The organism is Shewanella eurypsychrophilus (genome assembly GCF_007004545.3).
In the GTDB taxonomy this organism is placed as follows: domain Bacteria; phylum Pseudomonadota; class Gammaproteobacteria; order Enterobacterales; family Shewanellaceae; genus Shewanella; species Shewanella eurypsychrophilus.
In genome coordinates, this window is the sequence record NZ_CP045503.2 from 3,084,035 (window position 1) to 3,101,616 (window position 17,582).

At 44.3% G+C, this 17,582-nt stretch carries 18 protein-coding genes; 8 read left to right on the forward strand and 10 right to left on the reverse strand.

Annotated elements, in window-relative coordinates; genetic code table 11:
* The first annotated feature begins 38 nt into the window (after positions 1-38).
* Together fusA and FM038_RS13040 are read left to right on the forward strand one after the other, a co-directional pair.
* Positions 39-2,132, forward strand: a complete 2,094-nt coding sequence (gene fusA / locus FM038_RS13035; RefSeq protein WP_142870948.1) for an elongation factor G — start codon at positions 39-41, stop codon at positions 2,130-2,132.
* 99 nt (positions 2,133-2,231) lie between these two features.
* Positions 2,232-2,849, forward strand: coding sequence for a 3'-5' exonuclease (locus tag FM038_RS13040; protein ID WP_142870949.1), 618 nt, complete (start codon positions 2,232-2,234; stop codon positions 2,847-2,849).
* Positions 2,850-2,947: 98 nt separating this feature from the next.
* Here the strand turns inward: FM038_RS13040 and FM038_RS13045 are convergent, their stop codons facing one another.
* Complete coding sequence (locus tag FM038_RS13045) at positions 2,948-3,643, reverse strand: DUF3334 family protein (protein WP_142870950.1); 696 nt, start codon at positions 3,641-3,643, stop codon at positions 2,948-2,950.
* Between the two features lie 342 nt (positions 3,644-3,985).
* On the opposite strand from FM038_RS13045, the gene FM038_RS13050 reads away from it, so the two are divergent.
* From FM038_RS13050 to FM038_RS13075, 6 genes are all read left to right on the forward strand, one after another.
* Entirely contained in the window at positions 3,986-5,623 is a 1,638-nt protein-coding gene (locus tag FM038_RS13050; protein ID WP_142870951.1) for a methyl-accepting chemotaxis protein, read from the forward strand.
* A 161-nt stretch (positions 5,624-5,784) separates the two neighbouring features.
* Positions 5,785-6,171, forward strand: a complete 387-nt coding sequence (locus tag FM038_RS13055) for an ACT domain-containing protein (RefSeq protein ID WP_142870952.1) — start codon at positions 5,785-5,787, stop codon at positions 6,169-6,171.
* Between the two features lie 31 nt (positions 6,172-6,202).
* Positions 6,203-6,460, forward strand: a complete 258-nt coding sequence (locus FM038_RS13060) for an HPr family phosphocarrier protein (RefSeq protein ID WP_142870953.1) — start codon at positions 6,203-6,205, stop codon at positions 6,458-6,460.
* 39 nt (positions 6,461-6,499) lie between these two features.
* Positions 6,500-8,230, forward strand: a complete 1,731-nt coding sequence (gene ptsP / locus FM038_RS13065) for a phosphoenolpyruvate--protein phosphotransferase (protein ID WP_142870954.1) — start codon at positions 6,500-6,502, stop codon at positions 8,228-8,230.
* A gap of 65 nt (positions 8,231-8,295) precedes the next feature.
* The gene (gene crr / locus FM038_RS13070) at positions 8,296-8,805 is read left to right on the forward strand and encodes a PTS glucose transporter subunit IIA (protein WP_142870955.1); all 510 of its coding nucleotides are present in this window, start codon (positions 8,296-8,298) and stop codon (positions 8,803-8,805) included.
* 733 nt (positions 8,806-9,538) lie between these two features.
* Positions 9,539-10,483 carry a hypothetical protein gene (locus FM038_RS13075; RefSeq protein WP_142870956.1) on the forward strand — a complete coding sequence of 315 codons (945 nt, stop codon included), beginning with the start codon at positions 9,539-9,541 and terminating at the stop codon, positions 10,481-10,483.
* Between the two features lie 79 nt (positions 10,484-10,562).
* Here FM038_RS13075 and FM038_RS13080 read toward each other — a convergent pair whose 3' ends face one another.
* From FM038_RS13080 to FM038_RS13120, 9 genes are all read right to left on the reverse strand, one after another.
* Positions 10,563-10,751 carry a hypothetical protein gene (locus FM038_RS13080; RefSeq protein WP_142870957.1) on the reverse strand — a complete coding sequence of 63 codons (189 nt, stop codon included), beginning with the start codon at positions 10,749-10,751 and terminating at the stop codon, positions 10,563-10,565.
* A 129-nt stretch (positions 10,752-10,880) separates the two neighbouring features.
* Positions 10,881-11,426 (reverse strand): recombinase family protein, encoded by a 546-nt coding sequence (locus FM038_RS13085; RefSeq protein WP_142870958.1) that lies wholly within the window; start codon positions 11,424-11,426, stop codon positions 10,881-10,883.
* 232 nt (positions 11,427-11,658) lie between these two features.
* On the reverse strand, positions 11,659-12,399 hold the full coding sequence (locus FM038_RS13090; RefSeq protein WP_142870959.1) for a hypothetical protein: 741 nt from the start codon (positions 12,397-12,399) through the stop codon (positions 11,659-11,661).
* A gap of 206 nt (positions 12,400-12,605) precedes the next feature.
* On the reverse strand, positions 12,606-13,505 hold the full coding sequence (locus FM038_RS13095; RefSeq protein ID WP_142870960.1) for a hypothetical protein: 900 nt from the start codon (positions 13,503-13,505) through the stop codon (positions 12,606-12,608).
* Between the two features lie 266 nt (positions 13,506-13,771).
* A complete protein-coding gene (locus FM038_RS13100; RefSeq protein WP_142870961.1) occupies positions 13,772-15,280 on the reverse strand; it encodes a DUF5906 domain-containing protein in 1,509 nt (502 codons plus the stop codon).
* Positions 15,240-15,422, reverse strand: coding sequence for a hypothetical protein (locus FM038_RS13105; RefSeq protein ID WP_185965684.1), 183 nt, complete (start codon positions 15,420-15,422; stop codon positions 15,240-15,242). Before FM038_RS13105 ends, FM038_RS13100 begins: the two co-directional genes overlap by 41 nt.
* A gap of 70 nt (positions 15,423-15,492) precedes the next feature.
* Complete coding sequence (locus tag FM038_RS13110) at positions 15,493-15,639, reverse strand: helix-turn-helix domain-containing protein (RefSeq protein WP_142870962.1); 147 nt, start codon at positions 15,637-15,639, stop codon at positions 15,493-15,495.
* Entirely contained in the window at positions 15,636-15,848 is a 213-nt protein-coding gene (locus FM038_RS13115; protein WP_142870963.1) for a hypothetical protein, read from the reverse strand. Before FM038_RS13115 ends, FM038_RS13110 begins: the two co-directional genes overlap by 4 nt.
* Before the next feature lie 109 nt (positions 15,849-15,957).
* Entirely contained in the window at positions 15,958-17,547 is a 1,590-nt protein-coding gene (locus FM038_RS13120; RefSeq protein WP_185965685.1) for a recombinase family protein, read from the reverse strand.
* Positions 17,548-17,582: the final 35 nt, after the last annotated feature.

The window sequence follows — 17,582 nt, forward strand, 5'->3', positions numbered from 1 at the left end:
CCCCGAATTTTAGAACGTAACTCCAATAGAGTAGAAAAATGACTGATTTATCAAAGTACAGAAACATTGGTATCTTCGCTCACGTTGACGCGGGTAAGACCACCACAACAGAGCGTATCCTTAAGCTTACCGGTAAAATCCATAAGATCGGTGAAGTTCATGATGGCGAATCAACAACTGATTTCATGGAACAGGAAGCTGAGCGTGGTATTACCATTCAGTCTGCTGCTGTAAGTTGTTTTTGGAACGATCACCGTTTTAACGTTATTGACACCCCTGGCCACGTTGACTTCACAGTAGAAGTTTATCGTTCTCTTAAGGTTCTTGATGGCGGTATCGGCGTATTCTGTGGTTCTGGTGGTGTTGAGCCTCAGTCAGAGACTAACTGGCGTTATGCGAACGAATCAGAAGTTTCACGTATTATCTTCGTCAACAAGTTAGACCGTATGGGTGCCGACTTCCTGCGCGTTGTTAAGCAGACTGTAGATGTACTGGGTGCTACACCACTCGTCATGGTACTTCCTATCGGTATCGAAGATGAGTTCACTGGTCTGGTTGACCTACTGAGCCGTAAGGCTTGGATATGGGATGAAACCGGACAAGCTGAAAACTATAGAATCGAAGATGTTCCAGCTGACATGGTTGACCTTGTAGAAGAATACCGTGAAATGCTAATCGAAACTGCCCTAGAGCAGGATGACGATTTGCTAGAAGCGTACATGGAAGGTGAAGAGATTTCTATCGAAGACATCAAGCGTTGTATCCGTACTGGTACTCGTAAAATAGATTTCTTCCCAACATACTGTGGTTCAGCATTTAAGAACAAGGGCATGCAGCTTCTGCTTGACGCCGTTGTTGATTACTTACCAGCGCCACAAGAAGTTGATCCACAGCCGCTTACTGACGAAGAAGGCGAGCCAAATGGTGAATTTGCTATCGTATCTGCCGATGAGCCATTTAAAGCGCTTGCATTCAAGATCATGGATGACCGTTTCGGTGCCCTGACCTTCGTACGTATCTACTCGGGTCGTCTTAACAAGGGTGACACCATCCTTAACTCGTTCACTGGTAAGACTGAGCGTGTTGGCCGTATGGTAGAGATGCAAGCCGATGAGCGTAACGAGTTATCTTCAGCACAAGCGGGTGACATCATCGCTATCGTGGGTATGAAGAACGTGCAAACTGGTCACACTTTATGTGATCCTAAGCACCCTTGTACACTAGAAGCCATGGTATTCCCAGAGCCAGTTATCTCAATCTCTGTTAAACCGAAAGACAAAGGTGGCAGTGAGAAGATGGGTGTCGCTATCGGTAAGATGATTGCTGAAGATCCAACTTTCCGCGTTGAAACTGATGAAGATTCAGGCGAAACCATCCTTAGAGGCATGGGCGAACTTCACCTAGACATTAAGGTTGATATCCTTAGCCGTACCTACGGTGTTGATCTAATCGTCGGTGAGCCACAAGTGGCATACCGTGAGACTATCACTAAGGTAGTTGAAGATAGCTACACCCACAAGAAGCAGTCTGGTGGTTCAGGTCAGTTCGGTAAGATCGACTATGTTATCCGTCCAGGCGAAGCCAACACTGGCTTAACATTTACCTCTAAAGTTGTTGGTGGTAACGTTCCTAAGGAATTCTGGCCAGCCGTTGAGAAAGGCTTCAAGAGCTTAATGGATACTGGTACTATCGCTGGTTTCCCTGTACTTGATGTTGAGCTAGAACTTGTAGATGGTGCTTTCCACGCAGTTGATTCGTCAGCTATCGCGTTCGAAATCGCTGCAAAAGGCGCTTTCCGTCAGTCAATTCCAAAGGCTGATCCTAAGCTTCTTGAGCCAATCATGGCTGTAGACGTGTTCACTCCAGATGACCACGTTGGTGATGTTATTGGTGACCTTAACCGTCGCCGTGGCATGATCAAAGATCAGATGGCTGGCGTTACTGGTGTTCGCATCAAGGCTGACGTAGCGTTATCTGAAATGTTCGGTTACATCAGTTCACTACGTACTATGACATCAGGCCGTGGTCAGTTCTCTATGGAGTTCTCTCACTACAGTCAGTGTCCAAACAGTGTATCTGAGAAAGTTATCGCTGATGTTAAAGAAAGAAAAGCAGCTGAAGCTAAGAAGTAATTATACTTTTTAAGCACGCTTTCTAAGCATGTAAAAGCCCGCGACTCAAATCGCGGGCTTTTGTTTTTAATTAACCAGTCAAAAAGGCATATCAGATAGATGAGCACTCGCGCAGCCAATTCAGTTATCGTTCTCGATTTCGAAACCACAGGCCTCTCCCCTAACCAAGGTGATCGAGCTATTGAAATCGGTGCTGTAAAATTACATGACGGGGTTGTCATCGACACGTTTCAAGAATTGATGAATCCAGGGTTTAGAGTCAGTGGTTTTATCGAAGGTTATACGGGGATTTCTAACAGTATGTTAGCCAATGCAGCCTCTTGCGAGACAGTGATGGACAGCTTTGCTGATTTTATTCGTGATAGCAACTTAGTTGCTCATAATGCATCATTCGACAAGCGCTTCCTTGATGCCGAATTAGATGCCATCAGCCGTACCTATGACGGTGAATTTGCTTGCTCTATGTTGATAGCACGTCGTTTATATCAAGAAGCGCCCAATCATAAGCTGGGCGGACTAGTAGAATATAAGCAGATAGAGAATGATGGAGTCTTTCACCGCGCGTTAGCGGATTCAGAAATGACTGCAAAGCTTTGGCTTACCATGCTCGATGATATGCAATTAGCACATCATATCAGCCTACCCAGTTTTAAGCTGATGCAGGACCTATCAAAAACAACCAAGTCGCAAGTAAAATCCTTTCTAAGTAAGACATAGCATTAGCTACGAAATCACGTAAAGTTATAAAAAGGCCTTACGGCCTTTGTCACGATTAAACTCACACAGGTTACACTCAGCCTTTCAATAATACCTCTCTATATTCCTAGCTCATTGAGTAAGTCATCAGCTTCATCCACACCAGATGCTGCAGGAGTCCATGAGCTTGCCTGTGACTGACTGCTTTTATGTCCATGTTCAGCTAATAGATCATCTGGATCGAAGTCTTCCTCAGCATCGAAATCATCTAACTTAATGAACTCAGTTTTATCCATTGCAAATTCAAGGTAGAAAATATTGTTACTTTGGGTTCTGAAGGAGACTCTTCTCGCTACTGCCTCATCTAAATTGGTATCAATTGAGATGGTTAACTCTTTATTAATGGTTAACATCTTAGGTTGGCTTTGGTTTATCGAAGTTTGTAGCTGTTTATTGACCTTGTTGATGAAATAGCCCAAAATTTGATTCATCAGCTCACCCATCACATCAGCGACTTCATCTGACGTATGAGAAAAAGCTAACTCAGATTCAGGCATTCCCATTTGCTGCATGTACGCTCGGTATATTTCTATCGCTGCGGGTGCAGAAAAGTTAATCACGACTAAGCCTGAGAACCCACCATCAAAAATTGAAAAACAGCCAAGGTCTGGCTTAAGACACGTTCGAGTGATGCTCTGAACCATAGCAGCATGAGTGACTTGGCTTGCCGTCGTGCTGGATAAGACATGGGAGACTGAATTACAAAGCTTTAATAAAATGTCATCTGAAGTGATAACTTGCGGTGTTGTAGTCATAGGACCAACCAAAAAAGTGATAATAATTAATTTTGCGCTCAATTCACAAAAAAATCAAAGTGAAACAATACATTAACCTCATATAATTACCTAGACAGACCAAGATCAAACCTAACTATTTGAATAACAAGTAATTTACCAATCCAGATCATATAATTAAAAATAAACTTAATAAGTTGTCTTATCAATTAAATTTAATCTTAAGGTGTTTCTTAATCATGGTTAAGACATCAAGAGTGAGATAGATCTATAAACAAACAAAAAACCACTAAGTCCATATTAAATATGTGGTTATAGATGTATATTTTAAAAATAAAAAACATTCCTATTCGAGGGAAAACTATGATTTTACAACTTCGTCGATTAACAATCTTACAACGCCTTATCATCATGCTGGTGCTAGCTGCAATTGGCACATTCGTATTCGCTAGTTTTTCAATAAATGAACAAAGAAACAGCTTAATTGATCAAAAATGGATACAAACAGATGCACAACTTAGCACTGTACTGAGTATCATTGAGGCGCATCGTAAGCAAGTTGTCGATGGTAAGATTTCATTAGATGAAGCGAAAATTGAAGCTGCAGAATTAGTGAATCAAGTCAGTTTTGGCCATAATGGTTATTTCATATTGTTAGATTCGAGCCAAAAAATACTTGCCCATGGCGGCGATAAAGCAATGGTCAATAACAATGCCAGTAGTATACGAACTAGCGGCAGTGATCATTCAATTTCAGATTTAGTAGCACAAGCTAAACGCGCAACAACCGCACAAATAAGGATGAAATTGCAACATCCCGTTAGTGGCCAAATAGAGGAAACTTTAACAGAGGCGAAATATTACTCTCAGTGGCAATGGGTCTTAATTACCAGCGCACCAATGAGTGATATTGATTCAACCACAATCGCCATCATGGGTAATTACCTGATTATTATGATGCTGATTTCGGTGCCTATTTTTGCTTTTTTTATCATACTTAATCTTTCAATCACGACACCCATTAAACAAGCAATCGAAGCCATGGAAGAGATTGCTAAAGGCGACGGCGATTTAACTAAACATCTACCTACGGTTGGCAAAGATGAAGTCACTGAACTTGCCATCGCCTTCAACTTGTTTGTCACAAAAATTGCCAATATGGTCAGCCATCTTCAGCCGATCGGTGTAAGCCTAAATAATGATGCCAATCAATTACTTCTCGCTGTAGAGGAATCTAATTCGTGTGTTGAACACTTACACCAGGAAACCAGCAGTGTCGCCACAGCCATCAATGAAATGCTGTCAACGACCCATGAAATGGCCAATAACACCCAGCAAGCTGCCGAAGCTGCAAACAGTGTTAAAGTTCAGGCTGAGCAAAGTAAGACTCAAATGGATCAAACAGTATTTAATACTGAAAAGCTGGTTGAAGAGTTACAAACTTCAGAGGCCATCACGAAAAATCTAGCGGTCTCTTCTGATCAAATAGGCAGCATTTTAGATGTGATCAGAGGCATAGCCGATCAAACCAACCTACTTGCGCTTAATGCGGCTATTGAGGCAGCTAGAGCGGGCGCTCATGGAAGAGGCTTTGCCGTTGTCGCCGATGAAGTGAGAGCATTAGCAAATCGTACCCAAGAATCAACCAATGAAATTCAAAAAATCATCAGTAATATTCAAACAGGTGTTGCCTCAGTCATGAGCAGCAACAGCGAGACTCAGCAGCGTTCAGTTCAAGTTCAATCACAAGCACAAACAGCCGGTGAAAAGCTGGGGGAAATACTCATGCTTATTGCCCACATCAGCGACATGAATACTCAGTTAGCGAGTGCCACTGAAGAACAGTCTGCAGTAACAGAAGAGGTTAATCGTAATATTTGTAGCATTACAGAACTCACTGAAGTTTCGGTAAAATCGATAGAAAGTAACCGCTGCGCTGCTGAGTCCCTACAAAACATGAGTACAGACACGGCCAAAACCTTAAGCCAGTTTAAAGTTTAAACGTCTATACTTGGCAATCAGGGAATGAGAAAACTCCCTGATTGCCTTGGCTAAAATCAATGATTTATCCTATTTCTGCCAAGCCTCTATTAGAGCAGGTTTGCTGGTTAAGATTATGCTAAGCTACTGACTCGCACTTCAAAAAACAGGTGATGAGAAATATGGCACGAATGACATTAGCAGTTCATTCTCAAACCTACAGCATACACAGCTTCAACCCTGACGCTAAAATCGATCCGATAATTTTTCAACAAGAGATGTTTTTTGTTGCCAAAACCAAAGATGAGCTTTCTATCGTGGTTCCAGCAGAGTTGGCATTAGACAGCTTAGAGGCGGAATCAGATTGGCGCTGTTTCGAAGTTATGGGCCCACTGGGCTTTTCAATGACAGGTATTCTTTCTAGTGTTTCCGGCGCATTGGCCGATGCCGACATTAGCATTTTTGCGATTTCCACCTTCGATACCGATTATATAATGGTAAAAAAAGACAAACTCGAGAAAGCGATCACAACATTAAAGAAAAAGAACTTTATCATTACCGAATATTAATCTTCCCTGATCCAATTTATGAGCTCTTGCTATGTATGAAAAATCAGTCACTATAACCGCAACCCATGGTATACATACCAGGCCTGCCGCACTGCTTGTTAAAGAAGCTAAAACCTATCAATGTGATGTGGTTGTAGAGTGTAATGGCAAGCAGGCCAGCGCCAAAAGTCTATTTAAATTACAAACCTTAGGCTTATATCATGGCGTGACCGTGCGAGTGTTCGCAGAAGGAAATGAGGCAGAAAAAGCCGTAGAAAAAGTATCAGAACTATTGATCACCTTAAGCTAATTAGACTCGCTTCACGAAAATCGATTACAGGAAAACAGTATGTCCATACCGGGAATAGTTGTGTCATCAGGGATCGCTTTAGGCCATTCTAAAATTCTTCAACCACACAATACCGAACTGGATTACCGCGTACTTCCCTTAGACCAGATCCAAACTGAACAAGAAAAACTGACCACTGCAACGACTCAATTTTGCGCTATGCTGGCATCAAGTTTACAGAACCTAGAACCTGATAGTGATAATTATCAGCTGATTGAAGCTGATATTATGTTACTTGAAGATGACGAACTCATTGAGCAGCTATACCAAGCCATTGCCGAGCAACAATTCACTGCGAACGTGGCCGTAGAGCGTATATTTACGCAACACGCCGATCAGATGAGAGCGATGGAAGATCCCTACCTCGCCAATAGAGCACAAGATATTCAATGTCTAGGTAGTCGGCTAATCTCAACGATTAACGGCAACATTAAACATGACCTTCTAAATTTGACCACGCCGACTATCTTATTTGCTCATGATCTCACCCCAGCTGAATTTGCCACTTTACCGTTAGAGAAGATAACGGGCATTGTACTTAAAACGGGCGGACTGACCAGCCATACCGCAATTCTTGCGAGAAGTGCAGGTATTCCAGCCTTATTGAGCTGTGACTTTGATAACACACTAACATCGATGACTGATGCCCCTCTACAGGTTAGAGATGGCCAAGATGTTGCTCTCGATGCCATCTCTGGTGCTGTTTATATCAATCCCAGTCAACAAGAGCTCGCAATGCTTAAGCAATTAGGTGATGAGGATCAATTAACAAAGTCACAATTACTGAAGTACAAAGATAAAGCCACTGTCACCAAAGATCAGCATCAAATTTCATTACTCGCGAATGTCGGCTGTCTTAGCGAGATCAGTCAGCTTTCCGATGTGGGTGCTGATGGCATAGGGTTATTCCGCACAGAATTTATGTTGATGAACGCCAGTGAAATGCCATCAGAGGAGGTCCAATACACCCTGTATTGTGATGCGCTGCAGTTACTCGACGGTAAGACTTTCACCATTAGAACCTTAGATATCGGTGCTGATAAAGATCTGCCCTGTTTACCCTTGCCCGAAGAAGATAATCCGGCTTTAGGCTTTCGTGGCACACGGTATTCTTTGATTCATCCACAACTGTTAAAGGTTCAGATAAGAGCAGTGCTAAGAGCAGCTAATCACGGTCAAATTAGATTGATGTTCCCGATGATCAATCAAGTCGAAGAACTCGATATCTTGTTTGATATTATTGAAACCTGCAAAAGGGAGCTGCTTGAAGAAGAACGCGGCTATGGGGAACTCCTTTACGGTATCGTCATCGAAACACCTGCAGCAGTGCTTAACCTGCCATCTATGTTACCTAGGTTGGATTTTATCAGTATAGGCACCAACGATTTAACCCAATACACCATGGCGGCAGATCGTACTAACCCCATTTTAACTAAAACCTATCCTTCACTTTCACCGGCTATTTTGTCTTTAATCAATTTGACAATCCAAACGGCAAAGCCAACAGGGATCCCAATTTCCCTATGCGGAGAGTTAGGCAGTAATCCCAACGTTGCCCCTATTCTTGTGGGTATGGGAATCGATGAATTAAGTGTAAGCCCAACATCTCTACTACAACTCAAGTCATCACTGGGCAATCATACACTCGAGACCTATAAAACCTGGAGTCAACAAGCATTATCGATACAAAGATTAGATGAATTAAATAATTATGTGTCACACTGTCGCTAGCCAATAAAATTCAGTATCTTATGTTGGCTAGAAAGAAAAATAAAAATTGCACTAAGGGATAAGAAATGGGTTTTTTAAGCCGAATTAGACGATTAATGTCCGGACAAACCGACCTAGTGGGTGGCATCGATGTATATGCTCCTGTTTCAGGTGAAATAGTCCCAATTGAAAAAGTGCCTGACGTTGTTTTTGCCGAAAAAATTGTTGGTGATGGCTTAGCTATTCAACCAAAAGGAAAATATATTGTTGCACCTATCGACGGCACCATAGGTAAGATATTCGAAACCAACCATGCTTTCAGTATTGAATCTCCACATGGCTTAGAGTTATTTGTTCATTTCGGTGTGGGTACTGTAGAGCTTAGAGGTAACGGTTTTAAACGTTTGGCAGAAGAAGGTCAGGAAGTAAAAACTGGAGAACCCATTTTAGAGTTTGATATCGACTACCTGAAAGAACAAGTTGAAAGCCTGCTCACCCCAGTGGTACTGGCCAATATGGAAGATATTCAATCATTAGAAAAGCGTCAAGGCTCCATCGAAGCTGGTAAGGATGTGATCTTCACAGTCGTCCTTTAACAACCAGTCGTCTCGCATTTAGCATAAAAATAAACCGTCTTGAATTGACGGTTTATTTTTAACAAGGAGATGTAATACAACACCGACTGGTATAAGTTATTCAATTTTTCATTAAGCCCATCAAACAAGTTCCCCCTTGAGAAAAACCAGTGTCAATGCCACAATGCCTGCCAATAATGACTTTCAGTCTGTATAAATATAATCAAATATTTTGCTTTAAAATGGAGTAACCCACTTGACCCTCTACGGCATAAAAAACTGCGAGGCAGTTTTGTCAGAAAGGCCGTGTAGTACTAGTCAATGATGTTCATTATTATAATGAGGTTATTCTGCCAGTTTGGCAATACAAAAAAATGCCGTATACCCTCCAGAAAAAATAAAAAAGCTACCGGCGATACATTATTGAAATTGCACATTGAAATAGTGACTAAAAATCGCACGACTGTGAACTTGACCTGCATCTAATTGTGCTTAAATTGACTTCAAAACTTAGTGTTTAATCACATTCCCTCAAACACCAACTCCACAGCACTATACAGGCGTACACCCACAGGTGTAACATGTAATGCTTTAGGTGGGCTCTATTTCTAACGAGGCATGATTGCGCTAGCAATATATTTATTAATGGTAGACGATGATATTTTCACATCCCTATTCAGAGCAAATCGATAGTTAGCAAATCACTTATCACAAATTTAAACCGTACTACATATTACTAATTATAGGGCAATGAATGAAAGTTAAACACGTAATTAATCTGGTATGCATTTCTACTATTATGGCTAGCTTGTCAGGAAATGCTGCATCCCTTTCAGCTTCAGGGGCAGCTAGGCCATCAGATGTCGTTAGAAAGGAGCTTATTCCAACGATTAAGCAATGCCTGAGCAATGGTCTGTATACTAAAACTCTATCTAAGGAGTATAACCTGATTTCGAATAATAGGGCTAATTCAGGTTACCAGGGAGCAATTCATGATTTCGGTTATGGTGTATCAACAAGTGACTTTGAGGTATTTAAATCGACTCAGAATTATATGACAGATAATGATGCCCTTTTTACTAGGTGTAAACTAATAGTAAAGAAAAAATACAAAAAATACGTTATTACCTATCAGAAAGCAATCACCATAGCCGAAGTTAAAGAAGAGAAAAAAAGAGCTGACGAAGCCAAGAAAAAAGCAAGCGAAGCCAAGAAAAAAGCAGATAGAGAAAGAGAAATTAAATTAGCACCATTAAAATCAGCCCTTAAAAAAATCAAGACTGAAATTAAAGAAATTGAATCAGCACATATTCCTCTTCAAAATGAGCTGAACAAAATATTAATTAAGCCTCAATATGTAAAGGGGCTCAAAAGGAACGATAATATAGTTGTTGCTAATAGCGACAGGTATGGTCATGTCCGTATTCTTGACCATTCAAGAAAGATTACAGATAAGTTGACTAGTGAGTGCATCATGGACTCTGGTAAAACGTATACCTATACCAAGGATAACGGTTTCGATGAAACAATTAAAGAATTTATCTGGGTAGATTGTCAGAAAACAAACGAACTTATAAAACAAGGTAAAGGCAAGAAACTTCTTGAAAAAATAAAGAAAATAAAAGAAGAATCTAAAGCTAAAATTAAAGTTCTTGACCTACGTATAGCTGAGCTTGAATCACAGATTAATACACTGTAAACCTACTTAGTTGTATTGTGTGTTTATCAACTAGGCTAAAAGGCAATCCAGCGCAAATCTGCGCTGGATCACATCTGAGCTAGGCATATTCGTCAAGGTCAACCACCGCCTCCGCGGTATCTAGTGGGGCAATAAGCCCCATCCCAAGGGCAATATAGCCTCTTTCGTCGCCACTAAAACCTCGGCTCGCATTATCTGCAAGCGCAACTGTCAGTTGGCTATTTGTATAGGCGTAAAACGCGCCCAACTCCCTAAGTTTATCACCCATGAAAAAAACCCTTATATTTCAGCATGGTCCAGATCTGGACCGATAAAACCTTTAGTTTCAGTAGGATCCAGATCTGGATTCTGGGACAATACGGCCCCGTTAATCTCAGGGTGTCCAGTTCAGACACTCCTAGCCCGCCTTGACGCGCTGGACAGTAGACAATGAGCAACCAACTTGAGCCGCTATCTTTCTCATGCTGACCCCTTCCTCTAGCAGATGCTTAACCTGCTGGCGGAGATCTGCGCTAGCCTTGCGACCACTGTAAACACCTTTGGCTTTCGCCTTGGCGATACCTTCCTGTTGACGTTCACGAATCATGCTGCGCTCGAACTGAGCCACGGCACCAAGCATGTTAAGCATCAGCTCCGCCATTGGGCTAGCATCATCAGCCGTAAAGGTCAGACCCTCTTTCACGAAAGTTACGTTAACACCCTTCCCTCTGAACTCAGCCACAAGGCCACGGAGGTCATCAATGTTACGGGCCAATCGGTCAATACTATGGACAACCACCGTATCACCTTCACGAATATAGCCCCGCAACTCGTCGAGCTGTGGGCGGTCAAGACTTCCGCCGCTACACTTATCAGTAAATGCTTTGTCGAACTCGACACCGTCTAGTTGGCGGTCTGTGTTCTGGTCAACTGTTGAAACTCGAATATAAGCGATAGTAGTCATAAGTGTATTCTTTTGGATCTTAGAGTGTGAGCATACTAGCGTGTTCATTATATTAAAGCAACCCTAATGACTACGGATAGTGTATTCTTTTTGTGTACCCGTTAGGGTGTACTCTATTGGGTACTTGATGCATCCAAATCTGGATGCATTAGATACGCCCAAATCTGGACGCCTCAAATCTGATGGCTCTAAAAAAGGCCAACTCCTCAATAATGAGGAATTAGCCTTATTGTTATGCAGCCTGCGGTACTGCCCTCGCCCCGACTTCCATAGCGGCACCTGTAGCAAGCGCCCCTCCTAGATTCTTGGCAAGCTTCGGAACCTTCGGCGGTTTCTTAAGCATCTTAGCCCCAGCCCGAGCGAGGCCAGCAATAAAGGCTGTCTTTTCAAGGTCAATCTCTTTGCCAAGCTTCCCAGTAACACCGCTGTAAAACTTGCAGGTATTAGCGTCAAAAGTCCAGCCAATATCCTCCTCTGTTTTACGTCTCGGAATCACTCGAATGGGGGTGATACCTTCGCCCCTGTCAGGCCGATGAGCGATCTTGGTCAACTGGTTAACCTTACTGACAAGCGCAGCGGTAGCGGCTGTGTCAATGGCTGCCACCGCCCCCTTGAGCGCCTTTCTGTCACTATTAGGCATCTTGTTATAGATACCTTTCGCGGCGCTGGTCAGGCTGGCCACCCGCTTGTTTCTCTTGCCAACTGCTGAGCCTAAGGCTCTAACAACTGGACTGACAAAAGCCTCTTTCTCCATTCCCTTGGTACTCCCAATACTGTGGGCGCGCATCCTTCGCTTCATGCGTTTTGCTGCCCTGTTTCTTACAACTCGATGATGAATAGAAAGCCATAGCTTAGCCGCTTCACCCTCACTTATGCCTTGAGCTGCTGCAAGTGCAAGCACTCCGCTGGCTCTGGCTTCTCTAGCGGCCATACGTTTTACGCTGGCCATCAACTGTGGTCTATATAATTTCATTGTCTCCTCTGGGTTTTGCATGTTCTCATTTTGAGAACGTGCGATATCATGTGGGTATACAACTTGTGGCACGAGAAACATCAAGCCCCCACTAGGAATAGGGCGGGGGGCTTTAACTAAAGGGGGGGCCTGTTAAATCATCCCTTGGTTTCTTTGGTGTACGCCATTGCATTTACTAAAGGAAAAAACCCACACTGGCCGCCGCGCTAAATAGCATCATACCCACTCTCAAGCAACGACTTATTGCCCAGCTGATAGATAGTAGGAAAGCCACACTGATGATCGCCTACGCCGTATGTGGCCCAGCACTGAGCAAAGTCGTGACCACTGTCAGGATCTTTAACAGCCGACACTATCGCCGCCGCCGTGTCCTCATCAAACCCTACATTATGCAAAGCAGAACCGAGCCGAACTAGCTCACGGTGCCTGAGCTGGTGGTAATTCCTGCGGCAAAGGTCTCGCATAAACGTCTTGCCAATATTGCCACGCTCGGCATCAATCAACTCGACTTCATCAGCATCACCCGCATCGACCATTTGCGGGCGTGTCTTAATCTTGACCACCTTCCGCAATTCAATCGGTTTGACACTGGCAAAGCCTGAGCCTCTGACTAGATGCACCCGCTCATCAACTGGGTCGGCCTCTCCCTCATAAATCGGGTTGGCGGTATAGAGGACTTGAGCCGCCGAGAATACCGCTAAATCACACTTACCCCGAAAGGCCGCCTTGAGTTGACCACACACCAGCGGGACATCATTAATAAACCAGATGTGAACCTTTAAAAACCCCGTTCCTGGTCTATAGCTAGAACTGAGTTGATAAACATAATCGGCACCGCTGCAGGGCAGGCCCTCAACCACTTCCGCCACTGCTTCCGCCGCTGGTTTCTCCGTAGGGTAGTCATCAATGTCAATCATAAACCAACGCCGCGGCACCTCTCTCAGCGTCGGCAATGAGCCATCTTTCTGCAGGTTGCTGGTTCTCTGTTTCAGCTGGTGGTTCTCATCAACTTGCTCACCTCGAACAACTGCACTATGAGCCTCATCGGACAAGCCCACCAGCAGATCATACAGGCCACCAATATCGGTAAACGACTCGGTTCTCATGTTGAACTGCCACTGTTTGCCATAGCCGATCTTCTGGCCATTCTTAAATCGTTTTGTGAACGGTTTGCGCCCGCTCGTTTCCGTAATTATCGTTAATTCCATTTCGACTCCATAAAAAGGACAGGGTGAAGGACAGGGTAAAGGACAGGGTGCCTAATAAATGCACAGCAATAAATATAAGGCCCCACTGGCCGTTTCTACTAGGACAGGGTAGGACAGGGTTAAAGGCCACCCTTTTATATAGATATAAGTCACCCTGTTTTTTTTTAGCATTTTGAGTAACCAGACTCGACCATACCGCTCCCACTTTTAGCCAAGACCAACTCTACTACTTGAGACCCTGTTAGCCCTCCCCTACTGCGTGCCATAGCTTTTTTTCCTGAGGTGTTGCATGAGTGCCTTTTATTCTTGCCCCACCCTTGAGCCTGCAACTTACTTTCAAAATGGCTGTCCCGATTCTTGAGCAACTCCTGATAGCTAAACCCCTCAACATAGCCTAAGCTCTCGGCATGGCCGTCCCATAAACTCTGGTTCATAACGTCAAGCTCGTAGACTTCAATGAGATGGTCAACACCCGTATCGCATAGCCCCAGATATTCCCGTTTAGCCTCTGTCTCAATGGCATCATGCGGCGACCACTCCCCTAAATCGACCTCTGCAAGATAATCCCGAATATCACTAATGACCCCAGACTCAAGCCAACTAGAATACGCAGCGCCAAACGCTTTGCTGTCTGCCATACTCACTTTATGCTCGGCATACTGGCAGATATAAAAGCGGCGATCATCTTGCTCGATAGGTATGTTGGCCCCCTTATCGTTAGACGCAAAAAACAGCCTACTAAACACCCGCTGGCTGTGGGCGTTCTCAAACTTCTTTTCTACCATGTTGGTATCGTCGGCCATCTTGCCTTTCAGCTGGCGATAGGCCCCACCACCGATTGACTTACTCTCATCGACCATAGTAAACAGATTGCCGTCATCACCAACACTAAAGCGGCTGAGGTACTGTTCAAGGCTATCCAACCTGACGGCCTGTTTGTGTAGCACAAGATCCATAGTCCTAAACAATAGGCCCTTCCCAGTGCCATGATCTGAACGCACGCTCATGTGGACACTGGGACGTTCCGCAGGTTTCTGCACAATATGAGCAAGCCACTTGATCCCCTGTTCCCTATCACACTCGAGCGGCCACACCCGCGAAGTCAACTCGATAAACATGCCAACGTCACTAGCACCAAAGGCAGTCCCATTAAGTTCATCAACGGCACCCCCACTAACATCAAGGTAATTATTCAGCGCCCAAGTATCGCCCCCAAGGTCAATATACTCGCCACAGTCAGGTCGAAACTCAACGTGCTTAATGACCTTGCTATACTTAGCCAAGCAGGCCGCGTCGAGTTCCCCAAATCGCACCTGTGCAGATCTGTAGTCCATCACGGCCCCACTATGCCGATTCTTGAATATCAACAAGCCATTGGGTGTATTCGTCTGGTACCAGCCAAGCGCTACAAGCTCAGCCGCAACGGCTCTGGCATTCTCCACCGCCACTTGCCTAGCGGCATCACGATCAAAATCACTAACGCCCTGAGCCTCTACTTTGAGCCGCTCAATATCATTCTTTGCAACCACAGCCAACTCGCGGCACTCAGCCACGACAACTCGAGCCGAAACCTTATCATCAGCCAGCTCAAGGGCTGTCTTTGCCTCAGCCAGCATGTCTTTTGCATCCAGCTCATCGGCTCGAGCTTGAGCTAATCGTTCCTCTACTTCCATGTTGATTCCCTTCTGCTAAATCGGCATCCTTGCCGATAGTATTTATAACGATATCGTGAATAATACGCTGAGCCGCCTTATCCTTCTTGTTGGCATAGGCCACCAGCGCCCTGTATTCGTCAGGGGTAAAATTGATATTCATAACGGCCACCACAAGAGCACCGCAATCACACTCATAGCGCCGAAGTAGGCCACCCAGCCTGCTGTCTGTTTCATCGCTTCACCACTCGATATACGGTGTTAACGTGTACTCCAAACTTATCGGCAATGCTGACTCTGGTGTAGCCATCGGCAACCATTGCTCGGATCTTCTCTTTCTCGGTAGTGGTAAAACTTCCACGTTTCTTGAGTCCCTTCATGCTTCTATCTCCTTGTAAATCAGATCTCTTTTCTCATGTAACCTTTGAGCGTCAGCCATCAGCTCACGCCTAATACTCGGCTCCAAAAACCACTTATAGCGACCCATCACTTCGTAGTATTCCCAAGCCAATTCATTCAGCCTGTCGACCCCACACAGCAGATCACGGGCGCGATCTGCAAGCCTATCGTATGCTCTCACTTCATCCATCGGTTCTATCTCCCTGTTGTTCATATACTTATTTTAAGGTGATAGCGTTCACAGGGAGGTTAATTAGAGGTGGCTGGTGGGGTTTCCATATGGTAATCAACATGTTGGACTATAAAAATAACTCATTCATCTGACCGTTAACATATGGAGCGGTCGCTGTTGTATAAATAGTGTCATGCCCATCATCGTCAATTACTCTGCTACTCATTGCCTTATCGCTAAACTGCTGCTCAAGTAGTAATGCACCTTCAACACTACGGTACACAGCCACAACCTCTTCGCCCCATAGCCTTAATTCTATCGGTGCAATCATCTGCCTAAGTTGAGCATTAAAACGCTGTCTCTCGCCCACTGTATCGAGCTTGTCAAGCGTTAGCAGCCTGACAGCTTTATCCGCTACTGATGCGGTCTCAATCGCCTCTATGAGCTTCTGACGGCGATCTTCAAGTTCCTTTCTTTCAGAGTCGAGTGAGGTGAACCTTTCCTTAATACTTGGATTATCATCATGTTCAATGATGAGCATGAGCAGTCGGTCAGACTGTTGCTTTATTACTCCTAGTCTGTCATTAATTTCGGCCAATTCACCGGAGTGAGGGTCTTTCTTGTCTCGATTCATAACTACTGTGAGGTGGCTCATCGCTATGAGAGCTTGAGGTTCAAAGCGGTCATATCTAATCATCGGCATGTCACAGCCTAGATCATCTTTTCTAGGACAAACTAGATAGTTCCTTGGGGCATTTTTCTTGCCCTTATTGTGATATCTCATAGACTCACCACATTGGCAGCGAATACAGCTTGAGAATAAGTTATGGCACTGACCGCGCCTTGTTGGCGTGCTGCTGTTTCTTCTGTTAGCAATACCGCGCTGTACTTCGGTAAAATCAGAAATACTAACAACTGCCGGATAGTAGTTAGCCAATGGCTCACCGATAGGTACTCTGCCAGTCTCAACACGTTGGTGTGGTTGGTATTCTCCGATGGTTGCCCTATTTCTTAGAATGTCACCCACCCCCGCAGATCTCCATTGAGTGCGTTTTCTAAAAGTCAAAACTCCATCGTCGTTTAGGATTCTTGCAATAGCGGCTAGACCATGGCCTGACTTACTTAGCTCGAACATACGACGAACCACAGCTACCGCTTCATCCTTAGGTTCTAAGCGATCACCTTTCCAAACAAGCCACTGGGGACAGTAGGCGTTTTTGATGTGTTTACCTTCCGCAGCTTCTAGCCGATTCCGTTCCCAAGCAGCGCTAGCCCTCATGCTCTTGGCTTTACTTTCATCATTTGCACGCCCCATAACCATAAGGGATTGCATTAAGCTCATCGCCTCCCCGCCTTTACGGTAGACTTGATTATCAGCAAGGGTAACTATGATGACCCCGGCAGCAAGCAGCCTCAAAAACTGAAACATCGCTTGGTCAGGGTCTTGCCGACTTAATCTGTCGTGAGATTCGACCAGTAGATATGAGCCTCGGTCAACCTCTCCCTTCTCTGCCATTTCAATAAAGCGACCTAGCGCCCCGTCTTGATTTGCACCGCGAAAGGCGGAGACTCCTAAATCTCTCAGGCTGTCATCGAGATCCAGATTGTTAGCAGTAGCGTATGATTCGGCTAATTCAGTTTGACGCCTTAGGCTATCTCCTGACTCCTGTCGTGATGTACTAAAGCGCATATATGAGTATGCTTTGGCTTTGCTCATTGTTATAGTTACCTCATGATTTAATAGATAAGAGT

Excerpts from the sequence above, each read along its gene's own strand:
- FM038_RS13115 (WP_142870963.1), bottom strand. The coding sequence starts at position 15,848 with ATGGATGAAGTGAGAGCATACGATAGGCTTGCAGATCGCGCCCGTGAT.
- crr (WP_142870955.1), top strand. The coding sequence starts at position 8,296 with ATGGGTTTTTTAAGCCGAATTAGACGATTAATGTCCGGACAAACCGAC.
- FM038_RS13090 (WP_142870959.1), bottom strand. The coding sequence starts at position 12,399 with ATGAAATTATATAGACCACAGTTGATGGCCAGCGTAAAACGTATGGCC.
- FM038_RS13105 (WP_185965684.1), bottom strand. The coding sequence starts at position 15,422 with ATGAATATCAATTTTACCCCTGACGAATACAGGGCGCTGGTGGCCTAT.
- FM038_RS13040 (WP_142870949.1), top strand. The coding sequence starts at position 2,232 with ATGAGCACTCGCGCAGCCAATTCAGTTATCGTTCTCGATTTCGAAACC.
- FM038_RS13045 (WP_142870950.1), bottom strand. The coding sequence starts at position 3,643 with ATGACTACAACACCGCAAGTTATCACTTCAGATGACATTTTATTAAAG.
- FM038_RS13050 (WP_142870951.1), top strand. The coding sequence starts at position 3,986 with ATGATTTTACAACTTCGTCGATTAACAATCTTACAACGCCTTATCATC.
- fusA (WP_142870948.1), top strand. The coding sequence starts at position 39 with ATGACTGATTTATCAAAGTACAGAAACATTGGTATCTTCGCTCACGTT.
- FM038_RS13055 (WP_142870952.1), top strand. The coding sequence starts at position 5,785 with ATGGCACGAATGACATTAGCAGTTCATTCTCAAACCTACAGCATACAC.
- FM038_RS13085 (WP_142870958.1), bottom strand. The coding sequence starts at position 11,426 with ATGACTACTATCGCTTATATTCGAGTTTCAACAGTTGACCAGAACACA.
- FM038_RS13075 (WP_142870956.1), top strand. The coding sequence starts at position 9,539 with ATGAAAGTTAAACACGTAATTAATCTGGTATGCATTTCTACTATTATG.
- FM038_RS13110 (WP_142870962.1), bottom strand. The coding sequence starts at position 15,639 with ATGAAGGGACTCAAGAAACGTGGAAGTTTTACCACTACCGAGAAAGAG.
- FM038_RS13095 (WP_142870960.1), bottom strand. The coding sequence starts at position 13,505 with ATGAGAACCGAGTCGTTTACCGATATTGGTGGCCTGTATGATCTGCTG.
- FM038_RS13080 (WP_142870957.1), bottom strand. The coding sequence starts at position 10,751 with ATGGGTGATAAACTTAGGGAGTTGGGCGCGTTTTACGCCTATACAAAT.
- FM038_RS13100 (WP_142870961.1), bottom strand. The coding sequence starts at position 15,280 with ATGGAAGTAGAGGAACGATTAGCTCAAGCTCGAGCCGATGAGCTGGAT.
- FM038_RS13120 (WP_185965685.1), bottom strand. The coding sequence starts at position 17,547 with ATGAGCAAAGCCAAAGCATACTCATATATGCGCTTTAGTACATCACGA.
- ptsP (WP_142870954.1), top strand. The coding sequence starts at position 6,500 with ATGTCCATACCGGGAATAGTTGTGTCATCAGGGATCGCTTTAGGCCAT.
- FM038_RS13060 (WP_142870953.1), top strand. The coding sequence starts at position 6,203 with ATGTATGAAAAATCAGTCACTATAACCGCAACCCATGGTATACATACC.